Origin of the sequence: Tenacibaculum sp. Bg11-29, assembly GCF_002836595.1 — a bacterium.
GTDB lineage: Bacteria > Bacteroidota > Bacteroidia > Flavobacteriales > Flavobacteriaceae > Polaribacter.
Genome location: NZ_PJBB01000003.1, coordinates 419,870 through 445,325 on the forward strand (window position 1 = coordinate 419,870; position 25,456 = coordinate 445,325).

Annotated in this window: 17 protein-coding genes; 5 read left to right on the top strand and 12 right to left on the bottom strand. The window is 29.5% G+C overall.

From position 1 onward, the window contains the following. Positions 1-534: 534 nt before the first annotated feature. From CXF68_RS02010 to CXF68_RS02030, 5 genes are all read left to right on the top strand, one after another. The gene (locus tag CXF68_RS02010) at positions 535-3,624 is read left to right on the top strand and encodes a SusC/RagA family TonB-linked outer membrane protein (RefSeq protein WP_101042687.1); all 3,090 of its coding nucleotides are present in this window, start codon (positions 535-537) and stop codon (positions 3,622-3,624) included. A gap of 18 nt (positions 3,625-3,642) precedes the next feature. Then, positions 3,643-5,001, top strand: coding sequence for a RagB/SusD family nutrient uptake outer membrane protein (locus CXF68_RS02015; RefSeq protein ID WP_101042688.1), 1,359 nt, complete (start codon positions 3,643-3,645; stop codon positions 4,999-5,001). 28 nt (positions 5,002-5,029) lie between these two features. After that, the gene (locus tag CXF68_RS02020) at positions 5,030-6,265 is read left to right on the top strand and encodes a DUF4929 family protein (RefSeq protein WP_101042689.1); all 1,236 of its coding nucleotides are present in this window, start codon (positions 5,030-5,032) and stop codon (positions 6,263-6,265) included. Between the two features lie 169 nt (positions 6,266-6,434). Further along, positions 6,435-9,038, top strand: a complete 2,604-nt coding sequence (locus tag CXF68_RS02025) for a M16 family metallopeptidase (RefSeq protein WP_198553741.1) — start codon at positions 6,435-6,437, stop codon at positions 9,036-9,038. Between the two features lie 475 nt (positions 9,039-9,513). Then, positions 9,514-10,479, top strand: a complete 966-nt coding sequence (locus CXF68_RS02030; protein WP_101042691.1) for an AraC family transcriptional regulator — start codon at positions 9,514-9,516, stop codon at positions 10,477-10,479. Between the two features lie 34 nt (positions 10,480-10,513). On the opposite strand, the gene CXF68_RS02035 is transcribed toward CXF68_RS02030, so the two are convergent. The 12 genes from CXF68_RS02035 to CXF68_RS02090 all read right to left on the bottom strand — a co-directional run bounded on the left by CXF68_RS02035 (position 10,514) and on the right by CXF68_RS02090 (position 25,334). Further along, a complete protein-coding gene (locus CXF68_RS02035; protein ID WP_101042692.1) occupies positions 10,514-11,419 on the bottom strand; it encodes a sterol desaturase family protein in 906 nt (301 codons plus the stop codon). 19 nt (positions 11,420-11,438) lie between these two features. After that, positions 11,439-12,254, bottom strand: coding sequence for a crotonase/enoyl-CoA hydratase family protein (locus CXF68_RS02040; protein WP_101042693.1), 816 nt, complete (start codon positions 12,252-12,254; stop codon positions 11,439-11,441). Then, entirely contained in the window at positions 12,238-13,287 is a 1,050-nt protein-coding gene (locus tag CXF68_RS02045; RefSeq protein ID WP_101042694.1) for an alpha/beta hydrolase, read from the bottom strand. Before CXF68_RS02045 ends, CXF68_RS02040 begins: the two co-directional genes overlap by 17 nt. Before the next feature lie 3 nt (positions 13,288-13,290). Then, positions 13,291-14,397 carry a heparan-alpha-glucosaminide N-acetyltransferase domain-containing protein gene (locus CXF68_RS02050; RefSeq protein WP_101042695.1) on the bottom strand — a complete coding sequence of 369 codons (1,107 nt, stop codon included), beginning with the start codon at positions 14,395-14,397 and terminating at the stop codon, positions 13,291-13,293. A gap of 4 nt (positions 14,398-14,401) precedes the next feature. Further along, positions 14,402-14,986, bottom strand: coding sequence for a nitroreductase (locus CXF68_RS02055; RefSeq protein ID WP_101042696.1), 585 nt, complete (start codon positions 14,984-14,986; stop codon positions 14,402-14,404). Positions 14,987-14,996: 10 nt separating this feature from the next. Beyond that, complete coding sequence (locus CXF68_RS02060; RefSeq protein WP_101042697.1) at positions 14,997-16,805, bottom strand: IucA/IucC family siderophore biosynthesis protein; 1,809 nt, start codon at positions 16,803-16,805, stop codon at positions 14,997-14,999. Further along, on the bottom strand, positions 16,795-17,385 hold the full coding sequence (locus tag CXF68_RS02065; RefSeq protein WP_101042698.1) for a GNAT family N-acetyltransferase: 591 nt from the start codon (positions 17,383-17,385) through the stop codon (positions 16,795-16,797). The genes CXF68_RS02060 and CXF68_RS02065 overlap by 11 nt, the downstream gene beginning before the upstream one ends. A gap of 2 nt (positions 17,386-17,387) precedes the next feature. Beyond that, a complete protein-coding gene (locus CXF68_RS02070; RefSeq protein WP_101042699.1) occupies positions 17,388-19,805 on the bottom strand; it encodes a GNAT family N-acetyltransferase in 2,418 nt (805 codons plus the stop codon). 6 nt (positions 19,806-19,811) lie between these two features. After that, entirely contained in the window at positions 19,812-20,987 is a 1,176-nt protein-coding gene (locus CXF68_RS02075; protein ID WP_232771596.1) for an MFS transporter, read from the bottom strand. 3 nt (positions 20,988-20,990) lie between these two features. After that, positions 20,991-22,313 (bottom strand): lysine N(6)-hydroxylase/L-ornithine N(5)-oxygenase family protein, encoded by a 1,323-nt coding sequence (locus CXF68_RS02080; RefSeq protein WP_198553742.1) that lies wholly within the window; start codon positions 22,311-22,313, stop codon positions 20,991-20,993. Then, positions 22,313-23,830 (bottom strand): aspartate aminotransferase family protein, encoded by a 1,518-nt coding sequence (locus CXF68_RS02085; RefSeq protein WP_101042702.1) that lies wholly within the window; start codon positions 23,828-23,830, stop codon positions 22,313-22,315. The genes CXF68_RS02080 and CXF68_RS02085 overlap by 1 nt, the downstream gene beginning before the upstream one ends. An 859-nt stretch (positions 23,831-24,689) precedes the next feature. Then, positions 24,690-25,334 (bottom strand): hypothetical protein, encoded by a 645-nt coding sequence (locus CXF68_RS02090; RefSeq protein ID WP_157821834.1) that lies wholly within the window; start codon positions 25,332-25,334, stop codon positions 24,690-24,692. Positions 25,335-25,456: the final 122 nt, after the last annotated feature.

The following is a 25,456-nucleotide window of genomic DNA, read 5'->3' on the forward strand; positions in this document are numbered from 1 at the left end:
ATAAAACATCAAACAATTAAATATAAGATACTTAAGCCGACTAATAAAAACTACTCATAATCAGGTGGTCCCAGGTTCGAGTCCTGGTGGGACCACCATTAAAGCATCAACTTTTGTTGATGCTTTTTTGTTTTCACAACCTTACACACAACACACTCCTCCTTAAACAACCTCTAAAAAAGATGATTTTTGATAACCCAAAACTTATCTGTAAACTTTAAAACAGACAAAAATATTTCATTCAAAATTACCTTATTAGTATCTAAAAAAATTGAGAAACTTATTTATAAAATGCAATAATGTATGTAAAACATATATTATTGCATGTATTCTTCAGAATACCTCCATAACACCTATCATTATTGAGCCAACATTAAAACCAGACGAATCAACTGCGTATCAACACTCTAGACTAAATAATTAATAACACTCAGTAAACTTTAACATTTTAAAGACTCATTTTTTAAATATATATATTCTTTATTAACTGAATAAATAATACTTTCGCGATCTATTTTTATTAAATCTAAATAAATGAACAAAGTATTTTCTTTTATATTATTGTTTATTACAATTAATATTACAGCGCAAAAATTGATTACAGGTAAGGTAATTGACGCTTACAATAAAGAACCTTTAATTGGCGTAACCATTGTTAACGGACAAAAAAAAACGGGTGCATATACAGACTTAAATGGTAATTTTAAACTAATAGCTACATCTAAATTAACTTTTAGTTATATAGGTTACAAAACAAAAATACTTAACCTTCCTAATAGCAACAAAACTTTAACCGTAACCTTAGAACCATTAGCTGAATTATTAAATGAAGTTGAAATAATTGCTAAGAAAAACATTAACGATATCGATTTACGTAAAGCTACAGGTGCTATTACTACAATTAAATCGCAAAAATTAATAAATAAACCTACTATTAATGCATTACAACCTTTACAAGGCCAAGTAGCAGGTTTAACAATAAGAGCTAGTGGTGAATTAGGCAAACCTTTAAAAATTAGAATTAGAGGTACTTCTACACTCCCAATAAAAACACCAACAAATAGCAAATTAACCGATGAACAGCGTGAATTGTTAGACAATAAAGCCAATCAACCTTTATTTGTATTGGACGGTCAAATAATATCTGCTGATGCTTTTGCTACTTTAAATGTGAATGATATTGATGAAATAAAAGTATTAAAAGACGCTAGTGCTAATGCGCTATACGGAGTAAAGGCATCTAATGGAGTTATAGAAATTACTAGTAAACGTGGTATTAATGGCGAAACTCAATATGCTTTTTCTTTTCAACAAGGAATAACATTTAAAGGGAAACCAAATAGATCTATGATGGCAACCGAAGAAAAATTAGCTTTTGAGCGTTTGTCTAAAAATAAAGCAACCCCTGGATATTATTTATCTGAAGAATTTATAAGAAAAACATTTAGCGGCGATCCTAATATTGAAGAGCTAGTTGTTAATGGAAAACAAAAGCTTGATTCAATAAAAAATATTAACACAAATTGGTTTAATGAACTGGCTCGTATTAGCACCTATCAATCTTACAATATTAGTACACGTGGAGGTAATGACAATAGTAAGTTTTATGTCTCTGGTAATTTTTCTAATCACGGAGGTAAATTTGACGGTAATGAAATTAACCGATTTACGGGTAGGTTAAATTACGAATACAACGTTTCAAAAAACATATACTCCATGTTTAATGCTGGTTTTGGTTTTTCTGAAAGCAAAACGCCTCATGGTTCCAACCACTCACCTACTAATTTGATTTACGAATTAAACCCTTATGAACAAAAAAATGCTGGAAAGTTAATTTCTTACAATGGTTACACCTTTAAAGAATTAATTAACCAATACAATAAAACTTCAAACGATAATCGTTTTAATTTTTCAGCTAATATAACTGCCAAACTAGCCAAAAATTTAAACATCGCTACTGTAATTGGTATCGATTATTTAGTGAATGAAAGTTTATCTATAATACCTCCTACTGCTTATTCAGAAATAATAAAAGGAACCACTATAAATGAACGAGGACAAGCTTCTAAAACAAAAGTAGTAAATACTAATTTAAACACTAATACACGTTTAAATTACAATTTAAATTTTGGTAAACATAATCTTTCTTTTAGTACTAATATGGATTACTATAAATCTACCAATGATTTTATTGGAATTAGTGGGCATGGTTTACCAAGTAAATTACTTTCTGGTGCTGGGATTAACAATAGCTTAACTGGAGCTACTAGAGCAAAAACTTCTTCTTCTAAAATACAAGAAGCTACATTAGGTTTTGGTTTTTCTACTTTATATGACTGGAATGATAAAATAGATGTTTATGGTAGTTACAAAAGAGACGCTTCTTCCCTGTTACCTAGCGATAAACGTTGGAACACCTTTTGGGCAACAGGTATTGGTTATACTTTAAGTAATGAATCATTCTTAAAAAATAATTCGTGGTTAAATAGATTAAAATTTCGCACTAGTTATGGTATTACAGCTAGTTTGGCGGGTATTTCTCCTTCCTTAGCTATTCCGACCTTCAGTTATACAACCAGTAGTTACCTAGGGATTCGTGATTTCTCATTACTAAATTTGTTTAATAAATATTTACGCCCAGAGGAAAACACCTCTATAAATTTTGGAGTCGACTTACAATTATTTAATGCTTTTAATTTAACCGCAGAAGTATATCACAGAAGAACAAAAGATATGTTACTAACTGTATCTATTCCTCCTTCTAATGGTTTTACACAGCAATTAAAAAATGTAGGAGTTATGGATAACCAAGGATTAGAGATATCATTAAATACTTCGCTTATAAAAAACAATGCTTTTCACTGGAACACTTCGGCTACCTTTTCTTACAATAGAAATAAAGTGGTGGATCTATATGACGGGCCAACACTTAATGTAACAAATAAAGAAGATGGTTATTCATATCCAGATTATCAAGAAGGACAACCAACAGATATTATTTACGGCTTAGTTTCTTTAGGAATCAATCCAGCAGATGGGCACCCTTTATTCCAAAGAAAAAATGGGAATAGCTTTGATGGAAACACAGAAAAACCAAACAAAGAAGATTTTATTGTTTTAGGTAGAGCTACACCTCCATTTACGGGTGGATGGTTTCATAATTTAAGTTATAAAAATTGGCAATTAGGCCTTGATATTTATTACAGTTTTGGTGGTAAAGCAGTACACACTAATAGAAGTAAAGTCTATAGTGAAGAAGATGTACATAAAAATCTTAATGCAGGGCAATTAAATCAAACTTGGTTTACCATTGGAGATGTAAATAAAACATACCCAACATTAAATTTACACACCAATCAATTTGGCGGGTTAAACAACTTAGCCAATACTCAAAATATTAGTAGTACAGATTTCATTAGACTTAACAACATAATGCTACGATACAATTTTGACAATAAAATGCTTCAAAAAATAAGCAAAGGTTTCATCAAAAACTGGGGAATCTATACTCAGGTAAGCAATGTTTATACATGGACTAATTTTGGTGGAGGTGATCCAGAATCAGGAAACCTACAGGGCTCTTCACAGCCTATTCTAACTTTTGGTACCAACATTACCTTTTAAGATCTAAATAAGATAACAATGAAAAAAATAATTTATTTATTACTATTTATAGTAAACATATCGTGTAGTTTAGATTTGCCTGTAGAAGATCAAATTACTGGCTTAGATGCTATAGACAATGTAGCAACAGCTAACGAAAGTTTATCTGGTATTTACAATGCTTTCCCTAAAGAAAGAGTGATTTTCTCAAAATTAGCAGACGATTTATATCCAAACCACACCATAGACGACAACTTATATAGCTACAATTTATATAAATGGAGCGCAAAAGAATTGGTTCTTTTATCAAATTCATTATGGACTGCTTATTATGATGTAAATACAAAATCGAACGTATTACTTAGTCAAATTCCTTTTGTAGAAACGACCAATACTGAAGATTCTAATCAGCTAAAATACATTGAAGCACAAGCTTTATGCTTAAAAGCCTATGCTTATTTTGAACTTATACAATTATACTGCTCAAACTACAATTCAAATGGTTTAGGAATTGTATTAAAAGACAAACTAGCTTCTGCCGAACTTCCAAGAAGGACACAGCAAACTAGTTATTTGGCTATTGAAGAATTACTACTGAAAGCAATTAATTTATTTCCAGAAGAGAATAATACAAATTTACGTTTTTCAAAAAACAGTGCGAAAGCCTTATTAGCCAAACTTTATTTTAACTGGGGAGCGTATCAAAAAGCTATTGATTTAAGTTCTCAAGTAATTACCAACTTACCTTTAAAAACTGATGATTTAGATACCGTTTGGCTAACTCCAAATAACAATAACGAAGCTTTATTAACTTTTGATGGAGAATCTTTTTATTACAATGCTATTTATGATGACACTAAACACAACGATGAATTTTACGTAAAACCCTCAATTACCTACAATACTAACGATACTCGTTTAGCTAATAGTTTTATCAATAAAGACTTTATAATGATTGATAACTCAATTATCAAGGCTAATTTTTTAAAGAAATATAGAAACAAAACGGTTGAAAAAACTAATGCACCAATTATTATGCTTAGAACAGCTGAGTTATATTATGTAAAAGCTCAAAGTTTAGTAGCCCTAAATAAAGAAATTGAAGCAAAAGAAACTATAAATAATCTTTTAACAATCCGAAAAGCAAACTCTATAATAAGCACCGGAGCTGTTTTTCTGAACGAATTATTAAAAGACAAACAAAAAGAATTTGTAGGTGAGGGTAATCGTTATTTCGATTTAAAACAACAATCGTTAAAACTCCCGAGAGTAAATGACACCAACAATAACTATTTATTTACGATACAACCTGACGATTACAGATGGTTATTACCAGTCCCTCAAAGTGAAATATCGAATAACAAAGCCATTCAAAATCAACAAAACCTGAATTGGTAATTAATAAACAAAGTAAAATTAAATAAACATGAGAATTTTTAAATCACTATTTTTTGTACTTATAGTAAGTACCATATTAACATCTTGTAGTGAAGACGATGTTATACCTACTTTTTCGGGGGACGTAAGTGTAACTTTAATAAATAAAGGATCTACTGAAGTAATAGAAGGAGAAGCGGCTACTTTTATATACGACATAGTGCTAAGTAGCACTTTTAAACAAGATATTACTATTAATTTTGACCTAGAGGAACTGGTAAATTACCCTAATTTATTAAGTATTGACCCAGTTATTATTACTAAAAATCAAACTAAAGGAACCTTAACTGTAACTGCTGTAAAAAAGCCAGATGCTGAAAATGTATTAGCTGATAATTTAAACTTAACGTTTGCTATAAAAGATTATAAAGGAGTAACTAATAAATTATATTTAGCAGATAATTATGTAATAAAAGTAAAAGCTGAAGAAGGAATCACTCCTCTAACTGCTGATCAACAAGATTTAATTAAACATTATCAATCACAAGGAATTGATATTTCTATGTGGATTGGTAAAATCCCAGTACAAGTTGAAGTAGTTACTGCTCCAAACGGTTTATTTGCACCTTTTGAAACATCACAAACATTAAATTATACTGGTGTTACTTATATTACTCTAAGTAAAAATGCAACAAAAGACAAACCTTTATTAGTAATGTCTAAAAATGCTTTAGGAATGTCTGAATATTTACAATATGTATTTAGGAATGAAACTATTTTAAATACTACTGACTGGAACGAACCGTCTCAAGCAGCTATGCAAGGAGTTTTAAAAGCATTAGGAGATGAGAGAATTATAAAATGGAAAAATAAAGAATATGCTTTTAATGTAAAAGTAGACGATTTAGAATTTAAAACTGGAGGAACAATAGATTATGTTCGTGAAAACAATACTTATGAAATTGGTTCTGACTTTTTAGACCCTAATTCGACTAAAACTTTAGCAGCGGTAGATTTCCAATATGAATTTCCTTTATGGGATGAACTAGCGATATTAGCTAATGGAAATGATTCTTTAAAAGAGCATATTATAACTGGAGGTTCTATACACCCTAATTTCTATATTGGTTATAGTACAATTATAACAGATGATTGGTATGAAGGTAATTGGATTACTCCTACTAGCTCATATAACGAAACAGAAATGAACTTTAAGTTTAACACGGATCATGAAAACTCGGGCTCTTATGATATCGTAACTGTTAAGTTTACACAACCTAACTAAAACATCTAATAACAAAAAATTATTTTTTAAGATGAGCACTTCTAGCCAATCAGCCAAACTACTACTAATATTCATAGAAGTGTTCATCTTCTTATGCTTTACAAGTATAAAAACATACGCTTTCCAAAAAAAAGAGAGCATTTTACTTTCCAATAAGTTAAAAAATGGAATGGAGTACACCATTCAAAAAAACAAAAATGTTAATGAAACACTTTTCTACTTTTTAGTAAAAACAGGTTCAATTAATGAAACTGATAAACAATTAGGCTATGCCCATTTTTTAGAACATATGGCTTTTAATGGAGGCAAACGCTTTATAAACGATTCTTTTGTTCAGTTTTTAAAATCTGAAGGATTACAAATAGGGATAAATTTTAATGCTACAACAAATTACAACTACACCTTATACGAAATTAACTTCCCTAAAGTTGTTTCAATAACCACTATTAAAAAAACACTTCATTTTTTTGCTGATATTTTAAACGATTTATCTTTAAATAAAAAAGATATTTATACACAGCAAAAAATTGTTTTGGCAGAAAAAGAAGCTGCCATCAAAGCTGATTCTTTATTTTTATTTAAACTTGGGCAATCTAGATATCTTAAAAGATTAGCCATTGGTACTTCTAAAAGCATAAATGAAATTACCACAAAAAAGCTAAAAAAATTCTATAAAAAATGGTACCAACCTCATGCTTCTAGCTTATTTATTATCGGTGATATCTCTATCAATAAATCAAAAAAAGCAATAGAAACTACATTCTCTAATATTAAAAACACTCACAGAAATTCTGTCTCAAAAAACCTTTTTAAAGACTTAAATACTACTGTAACTTTAAATATATCCGAAAAAATTAAAAAACCTCAACTTATTATAAATTTAGCTGAAAAACACACTCCTAAATCTAAAAAAGAAGTACAGATAAAAAATATTCTAACTAAGGTTATTTCTAAACGCTTAGACACTACACTTTCTTCAAAAACAAACCCGATTGTTCGTAGTAATTACTTTCTTGGAGACGTACACTATACCTCTATTGAATGCAATTTAACTTCAACTCCTTTAATTAATTTAGCTAAAATATTTACCGAATTAAAACGATTAGCTCTTTATGGCATTACCAATGAAGAATTAAAAAATTACCTTAAAAAAAATATTACTAGAAGAGTTTCAAAAACCAATAATTTTTACGCCAACGAATGGTTCGAAATTCAATTAGGTATAAAAAGGAAATCTCTAATTTCAACCAAAGAAATTACACCTATTGCTATAAAAGAAGTTGCTAAAAAGTTATGGGAAACATCTATTAAAAGAGTTTATATAACCGATTCTTTAAAAAGTAAAAAGAGTATTACTACAAAGGATTTAAAAAACACTATAATAAAAATAAACCAACTATTATTAAAAGATTATAGCTATAAAACACCTATAAAAAAAAGTAAAAAACAAAAAAAGACACCTATTTTAAAAACAGGTAAACTATTTCCCAAAAGCCCTATTAGAAAAAAAGAACACAAAAACTTAGGGATTTTAGAAGTTGAATATAAAAATGGAATAAAAGTATTCTTAAAACCTATAAATACAACTACCGATGAAACTCGCATACTTGGCTTTGCCAATAAAGGAACATCAAATATTCCCGATGATCTTTATTATCAGCTAGAATCTACAGTTTCATATATGGATTTAGGCGGTATTGGCAACCTAAACTATGAAAAATTAGAAGCATTCATGGAACATAAAAAAATAGGAATTTCTCAAATTATCACTGAAAAAAACAGCGCTATTTATGGCTTCTCTGCTCCAGAAGACATAAATCATTTTTTTAAATTTCTATATTTAAAAATGACAGCTGCACGTTCTAATAAGAAAGAATTTAAATCAGTTGTTTCAGATGAGATTAAAAGTTTATCCTCAACATACGAAAGCCCTTTTTCTATAAAATCTGATTTTAAAATTGCTGAACTTTCAGGAATGCATTACCCAAATAGAAAAAGTGCTGCTACTGAAAAAGAATTCAAAAAGCTAGACATAAGTCAAATGAAAAAATGGTATAACTCATGTTTCGCTTTTGCTAACAATTGGCAATTTATTGTAACAGGTAATTTTAAAAATGAAGAAATACTACCTTTAATCAATACTTATTTTGGGAACCTTAAAAGAAACCCAAAATCAATAGTAAACAAGTCTTTATTTAAACTTAAAACTACTGATAGTACTTATACTTACAATAAAAAAAGTACTATTACCAATACTGATATTACTCAGATTTATTATTCACCTTATAAAGCTAATTTAAAAAATAGTTTACTACTCTCTCTAAGTGAACGTATGTTACGTGATAAAACAACTACTTTATTAAGAGAAAATTTAGGTTTTGTATACACACCTCTTGTAAGTATTGAAAAAGATATTTTAAATCAACAAGCTATTTTAAAGATAAGCTGGCAATGCAACCCTTCTGTTCTTAAACGTTCTAAAGACAAACTAAAACAGATGTTATCTTCTATTGCTAACACAACATTATCTGAGCACGATTTTAATAGCTACAAACAACAATTAATCCTAAAATACAATACTATTATTAATAGTACCAGTACTCATACATGGGGATTTAGTCTACACAAAAGCTTATCTAACAACATTTCTATACATGAATTAAATAACTATAAAAAAACTTTACATACTTTAACTATAAAAAATCTTCAAAATTTTTTAAAGTCTTATTTTAAAGAATCTAAGAAAAACACAGTCCAAGTTATCAGTCAATAAACATAAAGAATTATTTTTCTGTATTTACTATATAAAAAGAATATAAGACTTTTTTTTACCTCTTCCGGTACAGTATAATTATTTTCACTAGCTGCAAAACTGAGAATAACATATTTTTTAAATAGAATCTAATTTTAAAATAGCACTGTATCAACATATTATATTGTTGCAAATTTAAAAAACCCTCTGTTTTTTTTGAGAACATCAACAATTCTTTATTTAAAATTAATCTAAATAAGTTTTTTAATTAACTTATCTCTAGATATATTTGCTTCTTATTAATTTCTATTTAATCTAAATAAATTTAATTATTTTTTAAGGCAACGATAATATGATTTAAAATTAAACCGCAACCAAAAATGCAAAACGTTTTACAAAAAAGACACAGTAAATCATTATTAATTATTAATACTAACAAGTGGAATAAAGGTTAAAACTCATGGTTTAATACCTGTTTCCACAGTCCCCCAAGCTTATGGAAATTGTTATAGTAAACAACAAAGAAACACCGTTACAAAAAATACTTCAGCTACAAAATAAAAGTGTAGACTGCGGTATTAAAACCTCTGTATATGCAATTAACTCTAGTTATGGTAAAGGTTCTATAACGAACTATTACTTTGATGGTTTACTAATTAATATAAATAATGGCAGATTTAAAGAAGATGTAATTTTCACCTCAAAACAAAATTTAAATGCGCTAGAACTCTCAATTTTAATAGAAGGTGAAAAAATAATTAGAGTATCCAGTTTTAAAAGCGACCTAGTTCTTGAAAAAAATGAAAGCTACTTCATATACGATGATAATCAGACTAAGCAAATAATTTTTCATAAAGAGAAGCCTATCAAAGAGGTTAAAATTAGAATGTATGATGATTTTATAAGAAAGCACAAAATGCAAACTCTTTTATCTAAAGACAAAATACTTTGCTTAAAAAAAACAAACAGAAACTTTACACGACAGTTAACTACTAAAATGGAAGAAATAGTAACCGAAATACTCATTAATTCTCAAAAAGGCTTGCTAAAACGTATTTTCCTTGAATCTAAAACCTTGGAATTATTACATCTAGAATTAGATTTTCAAACTAAAAAAAAATACAATTCTGATAATATTTTAAAAAAAGCATACAAAGTAGAAAACATAATTCAAACCAATTTACACGAACAAATATCAATAGAGCAATTAGCTCGTAGGGTATTGTTAAATCAGAATATTTTAAAAAACGAGTTTAAAAAATTATTTGGTGATACTATTTTTAATTACACCAAAAAATTAAGGATGAATAAAGCTAAAAAACTGCTTACTCACACTCAGAAACCTATTTACGAAATAGCAGATATAGTTGGATATAAAAACCCAACACATTTTACGGCTGCTTTTAAGAAAACAGAACAAAAAACACCAAAAAAATATAGAAAAACACAAATTGGATTATAAAAACCCTCATAAACGAGGCTTTTTTATGTGCTAACTAACTCCGCTCTAATCGAGCCTTATCTCTATATTCTTTTGCCATTATACCTCCATCCATATGGTTCCATCCGGGCGGCATAAAAACATATTTTATCTTATCTGAAAAAGTAGGTGCGTTTTTAACATCGACCCATAACTCTTTCCACATCAAAAACTGTACATCTGAGAAACTCTCACTATTCAATTTATCATGCATTATTCCATACATTATTTTCTCATTATCTAACTCTTTTTGAAAGGTTTTAAAAATGCGATCCCAAATACTAAAAGTTTCTCCATAGTTTCTATCTAAATAAATATGATTTTTTGCATGATGCACTCTATGAATAGAAGGTGTTATTAATATTTTATCTAACCATTTTTCTTTCCCGATTACTTTTTCATTTATATGGGTTAAAGTGGCATATAATCTTGCAATTGGTTCAATTACAAAAATCATAAAAGGATGAAACCCTAAAATAGGCAACCAAATAAAATTAAAAGGAGTAAGAAAAATATCGAAAATAGATCCTCTGGCAACTACTGTTAAATTCATGTCTTCAGCTGTATGATGCACTCCATGAATACACCACAAAAATCTAACACTATGCCCCAAATAATGTACGAAGAACACGGTAAAATCATATAATATGTATCCCAAAATCCACATATACCATTGAAAACCTATGTCAAAAAATCTATTTTCATATAACAGAAACATCGTTCCTACAATCAACACTTTTGATAATAAAAAATAAGGAATACTTTGTAGTAAATAAGACACAATACTAACAACCCCTTCTTTTTTCCGTTCTACATAATTTGTTACAATCAATATTCCCCATTCAACAATCATTAATGCTAGTACAATTACACTCATGTGTTGCAATTGTCCCATTATTTCTTCAATTGATGCTATATTCATAATGCTATTTTTATACTATTTATAATGCTTTTCTTAACTGCGCATTAATAATTAGTTCCATTCTTCTCAAACTATCCTTTTCCATATCCATACACGCATCTACCCACATATTTGTTATATCAAATAATTCCTTTTTCTGTAACGGAAACACTCTTTTCAAACACTTATAATGGTTATACATAAAATTGAAACTATTCTTTTCTATGTAATCCGTTAGCGCTTTAAATCCAGATTTCTTATTAAAAGTAGTATTGATCAACCCTTTTTGCTCTAGGTTTTTTGCATCGTAAACATTTCCGCTATACAGAATTTCTATAGCAGATGTTAAGTTTATCTTTCTACATAAAAAACTATAAGCTCCCATACCAGGAAAAAGATTGAATTTATTTTCAGGCAAACAAAACTTAGCTGAATCTTTTGCTAAAATAATATCATGAGCCATCGCGCACTCAAACCCTCCACCATAAGCGTTTCCTTCTACCAAAGCAATACTTAATACAGGTAAACTAAATGAATTATGAATATTATATATAGCTTCAAAACATAAATTAGCATATTCTAAAAGTCTTTTTTTATTTTTCGTTTGAATATTTTTATAAAAATAGGGTAAATCTCCCCCCATATTATAGACATCATCATGTGACGAAGCTGATACAATGTACTTTAATGGGTATTTCTTATCTGAAAACATCATATACAAATCTTCATAAAACAGTTTAAATTCTTTTAATCCTTCTAATGAGAAATTAGGAATTCCAGTCGTTTTTATTCTCCATAAAACCATTTCATGTTCTGGATAATAAGCTACTTCAAAGTTTTTATAATTCTTTTTCATCTGATTTTTTTTCTTTTTTATAACTTTCTTTTAAAAAGTTACATATTTGCTCTAAAGCAGCTTTCGATGCAAAAGTTTCTCGTAATGGGTTTAACATTAAAAAATCATGTATCGTACCTCCATATCTAGTTGAAACCACTGGTACTTTTGCCATTCTTAATTTTTTAGCATATGCTTCACCTTCATCCCTTAACACATCATACTCAGCAGTAATTAAAAGTGTTTTGGGTAGGTTTTTAAGATCATTTAAACTCGCTTTTAACGGAGCCACGGTTGCTAATGAATGTATATCTTTATTAGGTGCATATACTTCCCAAAACCACTTCATAGTACTTCGGGTAAGGTAATGCCCTTTAGAAAATCGTTCATACGATGGGGTATTCAAATTCGTATCTGTAACCGGATATAATAGTATTTGGGCTTTTAATTTGGGAAAACCATTTTGTTTGGCCATCATAGCAACTGCTGTTGCCATATTTCCACCAGCACTATCACCACCAACCACAATATTAGTTGAATCTAATCCATATTTTTTTCCGTATTTCGATATAAATGATGCGACTAAGTACCCTTCTTCATTTGCTACTGGATAACTAGCTTCTGGCGCTCTTGAAAACTCAACAAAAACTACCGCTACCTCAGCTTTTAACGCAATATCTCTCATTAATCGTTTGTGCGTTTCAAAGCCATTAAATACCCATCCTCCACCGTGAAAATAAATAAACGTAGGTATTATTTTCTTTGCTCCTTTAGGCTTCACAACTACAACACTTACTTCTTTACTTTTCTCTTTAAATTTTATTTTCGTAAAGTTTACTTTATCATAAGTTAATGTAGAGTCTTTCTGAAGATTTTCCATTGCAGCCCTTCCTACATCAAGTGGTAACTCTTGTAATGGTGGCCCATTATATGAATGTATAACTTCTAAAAATTCTTGAACTGCTGGATCTAATCCATAACTACCTGCAAGCTTTACTTGTGCGTAGTTATTTATTCCTAAAAACAAGCATAATACAATAAGTATATGTTTCATAAATTACGTTGTTGCTTCTTTAATAATTTTTGGTGAAACTTTCTTGTTTTTATTAAATAAGAGAACCCCCTTTTCTTTTAACCAAAGAATACCAAAAGTTAATAATGTAATTCCAATAATAATTAAGAGTAATTTTACTTGACTCGTTTGAGATCCAAATCCAAAAAGCAACACTCCCCAGTATACTAATACCCATTGAATTAAATAAAAAGAGGTTACATTTTTACTTGAGTAATAAAAAACAGAAAACAATTTATATTTTGGAAAGTGTTTGACAGTGATATGCCCTAACCAAACAATTAATAAATTAATACCCATTAAAATAATAGTACCTCCAGGACCTAAATGGTAATAATCTCCAAAATTATATTCATAATTATAGTAACATAATCCTGCCCCTATAAATAAAAACGCGATACCAAAAGGTAACATTTTACCAAACATAAATCGAATATCATTGCCACGTTCTTGGTACCACATTCCAAAAAACAATCCTATTAGAATAAACGACATCCATGGAAATATTGGAAAGTACACATTGTAGGTTTTCCCCCACAATAAATCACATGCATAATCTAAGCCAACAATACCAGGTCTAAACCCGCTCAACTCTCTTGAGAAGAAAACAATTAACATTGCTGAAATTAATGCTGCATATTTATTTTTAATAAACTTGATAATAATTCCCATTATAATTAACGAGAACCCTGCTAACTGAAGTATATCTCCTAACAAGGTGAAAAATAGTAAATTATATGAATCACCTGGAGTTAACCCATTTCCTTCAATAAATGCTCTTGGAAAACCTCCAAAGAAAATCATAGGAACTACAAACCGAAGAATATTTAAACCATAACCTTTAGCTAATACACTTAATCCTCGTTTAATAATGTTTTTCATACTCAATCGACTAGAAAACACAAATGAAAGTCCCATCACAACCAAAAACATTGGGGTTCCTTTTTCTAATACTTGCGCTATTTTACCTAATAAAGTATTGTTCCATGTGTCCATAGTCGAATACACAATCATAGAGTGTACAGGAATCATTAACAATACACTAATTCCCCTAACAAAATCTATAGCGTCTACTCTTTTATTTACTTTCATTTTTTTACTCTTTAAAGTTCCAACTTAATTTTTTAGACAACGCTTTTCTCTTCCTTTTAACTTGTAGTACATCTTCTTTTATATGCCCCATAAAGAAAAACCCTAAAAATTGTTCTTCCTTGCTTAAACTAATATGTTGTTTTCCATATGCTATCGTTGCTAAAGAAGAATCCCAGTAGCTTCCTAAATTTAATGATGTGCAGCTTAACCACATATTTTGTACTGCACAAGAAACTGCAGCTAACTCTTCCCATTCTGGTAGTTTAGCTTTCTTATTTGGTGCAAAAACAATGGCTATTAATGTGGCATTATTAGCATACGTTTTAGTTTTTTCATAGCGTTCTTTAGAAAATTGTTTTTCAGTATACATTTTTCGATAATATGCTGCCATAAACTCACTTAAATCTTCCTGATGTTTTCCATCTAATACTTCAAATCGCCATGGTTGTGTAACCATGTGTGTTGGGGCCCACAATGCGTTAGTTACGATGTTTTCTATTGTTTTTTTATCAATTTTCTTATTGATATAATCATATGCATAAGTACTTTTACGCCCCTGTATAACTTGTGTTATTTCTTCAAAATTCATGTTAAAAAACTTATACAGTTACGTTTTCTATTGTTATTTTTTTGAATTGTGCCAATGGATTCTCTAAAGTTCCTTCTAATTTTAAACTTTCAATAGGATCAGCCAAACTTAACATTTGCTTCGTGTTTTCTAATTGCAATCTATTTAAACAACAACGATCAAACTCATTTGCAAATAAATCATAGCGCTCATACTTTTCTGAGAATTCTGGATGTTGTTCTTGATATTCATACACACATTCTGCAACTAGTTTCCAAAAATCATATTCACAAAAACTTGCATAACTATCTAACTGCTGCCCCATAAAACGGAAGAAACAATCGAAAACATCTGTAAAAATTGATAGTATCTTCATGTTATCAGATGTTTTCGTAAACAACCTGTCAGCATGTTCAGGTAAATACATTGTTTCGTTAAAGACAATTACCTCTTCTGTTATATCTTTCATTAACACATATACTGGAGTATTTTCTTCTAATACCATAATTAGATTTTCTCCATGTGGCATGAATACAAATTCATATTTATAGAAACAATGCAATAACGGAGCTAAATATGCTTTCAAATAACGTTGTACCCAAGTTGCTGCTCCATAAGGTGAAGCTTCTATTAATGAAGCTAATAACGAGTTATCTTTATAATCTACATGTAATAAAGCTGCCATTGTAAACACTCGTTGATTTGACGATATTTTGGTAAATGGGCTTTCTCTCCACAATGCAGATAACATTTTATTATGTGGATTTGTTTTTCCTAATACTTCATAATAATGATTATTATATCCTACAGTAGCGATTTCACCTAACATAGTAAACCCATTATCTAGTAAATATGAGTCTTCTGCTAATAATTCAGTTATCCATTTAGTTATATAGGGTGTACTTTGCATGTAATATGGAGACAACCCACGCATAAAGCCCATATTTAAAATAGATAAGGCTGTTTTAGTATATAATTTTTCTGGATGTGAAGCATTAAATAAAGTTCTAATAGATTGTTGTGCCGAAAAATAATCATCACTTTCTCCTAGTAACAAAATATTTTTTTGAGCTATATCAGCACCAAAAACCCCTATTATTTTATTCTTCCATTGCCAAGGATGTACAGGCATAAAAACATAATCTTCAGGAGAAACCTTATTTTCAATTAGCACATTATTAAATTCAGCTATCTTCTTTTCACCTAATTCTGCCGACAATAATTTATCATATTTATAATCATCTAAGGCAGTATAGGTCGTATGTGTTTTATGTCCTGCAATCCATAATACCTTAAACGGTTTATTTGTTTCAGGTGAATATTCATGATAATCATTTATATTAAAACCAATTCTACCATTATTTGCTACAAAACAAGGATGTCCTTCTGTCATAGCATGCTCTATCGTTTGAAAATTTTGTTCAGCTAATTCTTTTGCTGAGAATGCTTCATTTATATATTTATAAGCGATTCCCGACATTGTACTCGTAATCTCTTCTAAATATGTTCCTAAAAAACCATCAGGAATACCTAAAGCTCCCCTAAATTCTGTTATAAAATGCAATGCATCTAAATATCCTTTTTTTCCAGAATTACTTCTTTTTATAATACTATTCGCATCTACTTGCCAATGGTCTAAAAAATTTTTCTTTGCTTTAAAACGATAAATAAACTCTTTATTATCTGAAATAATTTGATACCTATTCCAATCGTTTTCTTCTGCTATAAATTCAGGTTTTAAAATAAGTTCATGGGCAAATTCACTTATTCCTTTTTTTACTAATTGACGGTTTGCAAACTCCCATACCTCTGGTTGTAAGTGCGCTATATTATTTACCATTTTTCTCTAATTGATTTAAGGCTAATCTGTACGAGTTTTTTGTACAAAAAGCCAATGCTGCTATTTTATTAGCCAACACAATTTCTTTTTGATAAACAAAACCTGCCTTTTTATTTAAGATGTGAATTTTTTCGTTATTTACATCTGGCTCTACTACAACTCTTTCTACTTGCGGTAAGCTGAAAAAATAATCTATGATAGTTGAAAATACATGCCAAGTAAATTGGGAAATTCTTTTTTCTACTGGAGCCATTAAAATGTGCATTCCATAATCACTTTCTTGAGTATCGTAGTGTTCAGAAATCACATCTTTAGAAGCTTTGTAACGTTCCATTAAAAATACAGGTACGTTATTTAACATTCCGATATAGCTATGATGATTTAAACTATCTTCAATCTCTTTATATTCAGTCTGCACTTCTTCTAAAGATTTATCTAACATTCCCCAATATTTTGCATAAGGTTGCGTAACCCAACTATGCAACATTGATATGTCTGTATCTATTTGAAAAGGACGAATACTTATTCTACCTAATCCATCAATTTTTTTACTAAATACTTCTTGATTAATTTCTACCATTACTAAAATTCTTGGGTTCTAAAAGCCGCTATTGGATTTTCTAATTTCCCTGCGAATTGTAATAATGCTACTGGATCATCTAAATCAATCATTTGCTTATGATTATTTAATTGTAATCTGTTTAAACATGATAGTTTAAAATTTCCTGCAAACAAATCATACTTTTCAAATTTTTGAGCTAATTGCGGAAACTTATCTTGATATTCTTGAATATTTTCGGCTACTAATTCCCAGAAATTTTGTTCACTATAATCAGCATGTTCCTCTAAAATCGGAGCTAAAAAACGGAAAAAACCATCGAACATATCAGTAAATATTGATAATAACTTTACATCTTCTGGTACTGGAGCATACATTCTCTTTAAATGCACTGGTAATTCCACTTCTGGACTTAAAATACATGCTTCTTCTGTAATATCTTTTAGTAAAGCATATACAGGAATGTTATCTTCAAAAACCATAATAATGTTTTCTCCATGCGGCATGAACACTAAATCATAGTAGTAAAAACAATGCAACATCGGACTTAAATATGCTTTTAAGTACTTACGCAACCAATTATCAATTGAAATTCCTGAATCTTTTATTATTTCTGGTACTAATGCTTTTCCATGGTGATCTATATGAAGTAAAGCTGCCATAGTTAAAGGTTTTTGATTCTCTTTTACTATTGAATACGGGCTTTCTCTCCATAATGATGCTAACATTTTATTATAATCATTATGTGGCCCAAATTCATCAAAATATGGGTTTACATAACTTACAGATCCTATCTCGCTTAACATTCTAAATCCGTTCTCTTGAATATAGCTATCGCTATATAACAAATCTTCTAACCAAACTGCCATTTTAGGTGCAGTACCTAAATAATACAAAGGCAGCCCCCTCATGAATCCCATATTTAAAATAGACAAAGCCGATTTTGTATAGAATTTTTGTGGATTTGTAATGTTAAATAATGTTCTTATAGATTGCTGTGCTAAATATTGATCTGGTCCGTATCCTAAACAAATTAAATCTCCTTTTGCTATTTCTGGAGAAAATATATTTGCTAACTTGTTAAACCATTGCCAAGGGTGAATAGGTAAGAATAAGTAATCTTCTGCTTTATATCCTTTTCCTTCTATTACTTTATTAAATTGTGCTATCGTATCAGTATCTAACTCTTGATGTATTAATTTTTCATAAGGAAGCGATTCTATAGCTGAAAATACGGCTTTTGACTTATGTCCTGCCATCCACAATAAAGAAAATGAGTTCCCTGCTTCTGGTGAATATGAACGATAATCGCTACTATCAAAACCTATTCTTCCATTGTTTGCAACAAAACCAGGATGTCCTTCGGTCATTGATTGCTCAATAGTTTGAAAATCGGCCGTTGCCAGTTCTTTTGCTGTAGGGTTTCCTTTCGTTATTTTAAATGCACTCCCATATAGTGTACTAATAATTTCTTCTAAATATACAGGCATTTTTTCATCAGCAATACCTAATACTTTTCTAAACTCTTTTATAAAAAAAACGGCATCTATTTCACTAATAATATCTTTCACATATTTTTTAATTGAATTTTCATCAATCATAAAGTGATTTAACGCCATTGGTTTTGCATTAAACTCATAACGTATATCTAATGAATCTGTATAAACTTTATATTGTTTGTAGCCATTACCTAATTCCCTAACTATTTCAGGCTTTATTAATAGCTCATGCGAAAATTCACATAATGCTTTTTTTACTAATAATATATTCGCTTGTTCCCAAACTTTCGGTTGTATATGTTGCGTTGATTGTTGTGGTGATACCACATTATCTAAGGTGTTCATGGCACTTCTTTTTAATGGTGAAAAAGTTTGAATTTGTTGTTGATAGTTAGCTCTTGTTAAAAATGCTAGTTGGGCCGTTTTATTAGGTAGTTCTATTATGTTTGCTAATTGAAAGCCAATCCGCTGACACAATGCAAACATTTTTTTGTTTCGAATATCTGGCTCTACTACAATTCTATTTATGCTTGAATTTGTATAAACAAAATCCATTATTGAACGAAACATAAACCAAGTAAAATTCGGTACTCTTGGAGCTTTAGGTGGTGCTACAATTATATGTATTCCGCAATCTGACTCTTTTGTTTTATAAAAATTATTTATAATATCTAATTTAGGGTTGTAACGTTCTAAAACAAATACTGGTTCGTTATTAAACATCCCTACAAAAACATCGTAATGCTCTGGCACAGTTAATTCAGTATATTCTTGTTCTACATCTTCTAATGTAGCATTTGGCATTCCCCAAAAAACTGCATATTCTTTAGTTACCCATTTTTGCAAAAAAACACTATCTTCTTTTACTTGAAAAGGGCGAATGGTTATTCCTCCAAAATCTTTATATTCTTTTGAAAAAAAAGTGGTTTGTGTTATCGACATGTTTTTTTAAGCTTTTGCTAGTTGTTTCTGAACTTTCCTTACCGACTTAAACACAAAAAAGTATAAAACTAAGGTTAACGAAAATCCTCCTAAAGCAATTGCAAAAGGCATACGTAAACCAAAACTATCTACTATAATTCCAATATTCAAAGAAGCTAATAAAACGCCAAAATTTTGAAAGAAATGTATTTTACTATAATCGATCGAATATGATTCTGGACTACTTAATTCGAATAATAAAATGTCAAATTTTACGACTCCTTGAAAAATTGCCCATCCATAAATAAATCGTCCTAAAATAACTACTGCTTCATTTGGGATTCCCTGCAATAAAAGACCTATTAACCCAATAAATAAAGCATTTATAATTCCTTCATGCCCTTTCGATTTTCGTTTATTATTAATCCACAAGGCTAGTAACGCTACAAAACCTGGTATTGCGTATATAGTTCCTGACGCTAACTTGCTTTTGTAAACTGAGATACTTTCCCAATACAGGGAAAAAAAAGGTCTAATCAAAAAATCACTGAAATAAAGTATCAAGGTTATTAATCCCAATTTTAAAATAAATCCTTTAGGTATAAATTTCTTATCTGTATTCTCTGGTTCTTCTGAAATAATTAAATCGGTAGCATACTTTTTACTTTTCAATAAATAAGTACTCATAGCCATTTGAATAAAATCTCCAGCTGCCATAATTAAAAAAATACTACTTGGTGCAATATAATCTACCGTTATTCCTCCTAGCACAGCACCTAATATCCCTCCTAAATGTACCACAACCGAAAGTAATCCAATGGTACTTGGATGCTCTTCTTTTGTTATGATTTTTAAAATGTAAGGATAAACTAATAAATAACTCCCTTTAAATAGCACCATAATAAGTGACACAATCCAAAAATTAATATAAGATGTTGTATAATAACAATACAATGCCAAAACCCCTGCTATTGCTTGGGTATAAATTAAAATATTTAGTTCAGATACTTTTTTAGAGATGTATGCCCAGAATGGAAATGCAATCATTACCATAAAACAAATAGCAGCAAAATAATATCCTACATTTTTTGGATTGGTCATACCAAAACGAAGCTCAAAAAACTGTGGGTAAAATGGATGCAGTAAATAATCACTTACTACTGCAACCAATGTCATTACTATTAAAAATGTTTTTAGCTTCATCTCTTATACTAAAACATTTAATTTAATTTCCTCATCTTGTGAAACATCAAACTGTTGAAATGCTATTTTTTGCTCGATAGGATAATGCTCTACTCCTGTTATTTCTTTAATTATATAAGAATTTCTATAAGCAACCATTCCTAAATCTGGAGTTACAAAACCATGTGTATGCAACTCTGCATTTTGCACAAAAATTTCATTCTTATTTTTATCAATACTGTAGTTTCTATTTACATCAAAACGGCTTTTATCATCCCATTGAATTCTTTTTGAAATACCTTCAATAAATTCTGGTAAATAATAACCATAACCTGTAGCCAATACCAAACCTTCTGTTTCATGTTTAAAGTATTTATCTTGCTCTACCTGATGTAACTCTAAACTAATTGAATCTTCTTTTAACTCAGTTTCTTTTAACTCAGTATTTGTACGTAACGAAACTTTTAAAGGTTCGGTTGCCACTACTCTTTTAGCATACAATGTATCATGAATTGCCCCTATTAAATCTTGATTTACACCTTTGTATAAATGCTTTTGATTTTTAATAAGGTCGTCTCTTTTTTGAGATGGTAAATTGTAAAAGTAATCTACGTATTCTGGTGAGGTCATTTCTAAAGTTAACTTAGAATATTCTAAAGGAAAAAAACGTGGAGAACGTGTAATCCAATTTAATTCATATCCTTTAGTGTCAATTTCTTGTAATAAATCAAAAAATATTTCAGCAGCACTTTGCCCACTTCCTAAAATGGTAATTTTCTTTTTTTCTTGTAAACTCTCCTTATAACTTAAGTACTTTGATGAGTGTATTGCTTTTCCTTTTAACTTTTTACTACACTCAGGAATATAAGGCTGCGTACCTGTTCCTAAGACCAACTTTTTTGCTTTATATATTTTAAGCTCATCTGTTTTAGTACAAATACTTGTTACAATGTAAACTCCTTTGTTTTCATCATAATTAATATTTGTAACATTTGTATTAAAATGAATATTAGGTAATTTACTAATTGCCCATTGACAATATTTATTGTATTCATTACGTAATAGCAAAAAGTTTTCGCGTATATAAAATGAATATATTCTTCCTTGCCCTTTTATATAATTTAAAAAACTAAAAGGATTGGTTGGATCTGCAAGCGTTACCAAATCTGCCATAAAAGGAACCTGTAATGTTGTATCTTCTAACAACATACCTGGGTGCCAGTCAAACTTTTCTTTTCTATCTAAAAAAATACCATTTACACCTTCAATTGGCTCTGTTAAACATGCTAAACCTAAATTAAAAGGTCCAACTCCTATTGCTATAAAATCTGCGATTGCGTTTTGCATTATAATAATTCGGTTTTAGGTTGAAATTTCTTCCCTGTTTCTTCTATCATTTCAATAATATTCTGAAGATTATTTATGGTATTCTTTGGATTTAATAATGTGAATTTTAAATAAATACTACCATTTAACTTTGTGCTAGCTATCGACGCTTTTCCTGCTGCAAATAAGGTGTTTTTAATATGTAAGTTTACCATATCATGAGTAGGTTCGTGTGCTGCCTGTGAGTTTTTATATCTAAAAACAACGGTACTTAATTCTGGTACGTGTGCCAATTCAAAATTTGGGTTAATACTCATTTTCTCATACACACGCTTAGTTAAATTATGTACTTCTTCTAAGTAAGACGCTATTGTTTTCGTTCCTAATGTTTTAAGAGTTAACCAAACTTTTAGGGCATCAAACCTTCGGGTAGTTTGAATTGATTTTTCTATTAAATTAGGACGTTGTTGATCTTTATTTTCAAGAGGATTTAAATAATCGGCATAATAAGACACATATTTAAAATGCTCTTTATTCTTAGCCAAAAAAGCACTACAACTTACCGGTTGAAATAATGTTTTATGAAAATCTATGGTAATTGAATCCGCTTTTTCCGATCCTTTAAAATAGTGTTTATGAGTATCTGTAAGTACATAACATCCACCGTATGCTCCATCAATGTGTAACCACATTTTATGTTCTTTAGCGATATCTCCTATAATTTCTAATGGATCGAAACTACCAAAATCTGTTGTACCCATCGTAGCTACAACAGCAATAGGAATATTACCTTCTTGCTTTGTTTTTTCAATAGCTAAGACTAATTCATTAACATCCATTCGCATTTTAGCATCTGCTTTTACAGGAATTACAGCATCATACCCCATCCCTAACAAAGCAGCATTTTTTTGGATACTAAAATGAGCTTTTTCCGAACAAAATATTCGAAATTTACTTATCTCATCAGACCAGCCATTCTGTTTAATATTGATTCCAAAATTTTCAAATGCATAATCGTCACGCGCCATTAACAATGCCATAAAATTAGATTGTGTTCCTCCACTCGTAAACACGCCATCTGAATTTTCAGGGAATTCAAAAGCATTACAAATCCAACGAATAACTTCTTCCTCTATAAAAGTTGCCGAAGTACTTTGATCCCATGTTTCTACCGCTGTATTAATAGTAGTAGCTATCATTTCTGCAACAATTGATGGTAATGTTATTGGGCAATTTAAATGAGCTACATAATTTGGGTTATGAAAAGCAATTGATTTCTTTATATACAAATCATTTAACTGCTCTAAAGCATCATCTAAAGAATGTACTTCTTCAATATTATCTAGCTTTGCATTGAGTTTATCATTTTGTATTTCTACTAACTCATCACCTTTATAAAACTTTCTATTGGATAAAAATTTTTGAATATAAGTGAGTGTTTTTAATGTGTACTCTTCATACGTTTTAACTGACTCATCATTAAACAAATGGTTATTTAATGACAATTCTTTTAGTGAGGGACTTTCTTTAATGATCATTATTTTTATTTAGTCTTAATAATTTATATGTTGCAAAAATATATTGTGCTTCATAAAAAAAATGACGTAATTGGAATTTAAAAAGACGCTAAACAGCATACAAATAAGACTAAAATGTAGCTTAGTGTTAAAACCTCTTAAAACACTAACATCCTACAACAAAAAAATATTCAACCAGACAACCATTAAAATTAAGAATCTCATAATAAACAAGATAATGCAATTAACAAATTTCTCTTAAATTCAAAGGAGTATGAACTAGAACTTGATATAGAAGAACAAATAGAAAAGAATGAAAACTGGGATGATGATGGCAAATTAGATTTTGAAGATGAAATAGAATTAGAAGGTCCTTTTCAAATTGATTTACTATCTCTGGTCAGGTTTCTTTTTTAGACGTAGCAATTCCTGTTGGAAATATGAGGAATTAGAATTTAAATTGAGACCATGTACTCATTAGTAAGGTGAATTATTTGGTAAATCAATTTTAATTGAAGGAACGATAGATATACTCCTTTTATTTATTTTTACAAGTTCACTAAAAAAGTAGAAATTTATTTTCAAAATCCTACTTTTCGATATTATTATTTCTGAAATTGATAAAGGTATTGTAATTAACTTTCATCTTAATTAAGTTTTTAATAAAAAAAACGGACTAGACTTATCTCAAGCAATCGAAGGAAACAAAGCTCTTGTTCATATCTTTAAAAGTAAAATTACTACCGCATTAGATTTATTAGAAGATTAATCCTAACCTTAATTTAATTTTTGAAACAGCTATTTCTGTTTTAGTACATATTCAAAAAAAAAATCACATTTAAGCATCAAGTTTCACGAAATACATTCAGTTCAAAAAACATTATTTTTTTTCTAGCAAGCTTTGTTTTTCTAACACTAATATTAATAAATTCACATAATCATTTACCGTTTCTTCCAAGGAAGTAGGGTTTACAACATCAATATACCCTTTCCAAATTAACTCTCTATCTTTTGTAGGACAAATACAATACAAAGATGACTCTGCATTATAAATTTTATATTTTTTATAATACCTTGAATCTTCTAAAATATCTTGATGATTATAATAATCTTCTTTAAATTTAACGTCCAGGTATTTTTTCTCTTTATATTTCTCTAAAAAAACTTCTCTATCCTCTACTCCTATCACTTTCGTAAAAAGTACAGCATCAAAAAAATTAGCTGTCAGAATATTTTCTATCACCTTTAATTCTTTCTTCGTTTTTTTCTCTGTTGTAAGATCCGGCTCAAAAATATCCAAACTAACTACAGCATCAACACCTCGTAACTCAAATTCCTTTTTTAATAATTTTTCAAATTGATCTCTAACTTCAATATTAGGAGTCATCCCAATAATTAATACCTTTGACATTGTTAAAGTATCTATTTCTGGGTTTTTCCATTGCTGGACCAACTGAGTTGTTGTACAACTATTAAGAATTACTACTAAGATTAGTAGTAATGTATACCTTAGAAACACGCTCATAATAATATATTTAAAATTAGTCTTTTACCTCTAAAAACTTATTCTTAGAGCTATGACTTTAAAGGTATAATTATACCTTGTATATTTTTATGACATTTATCATTACCTATTAACAGTAAACC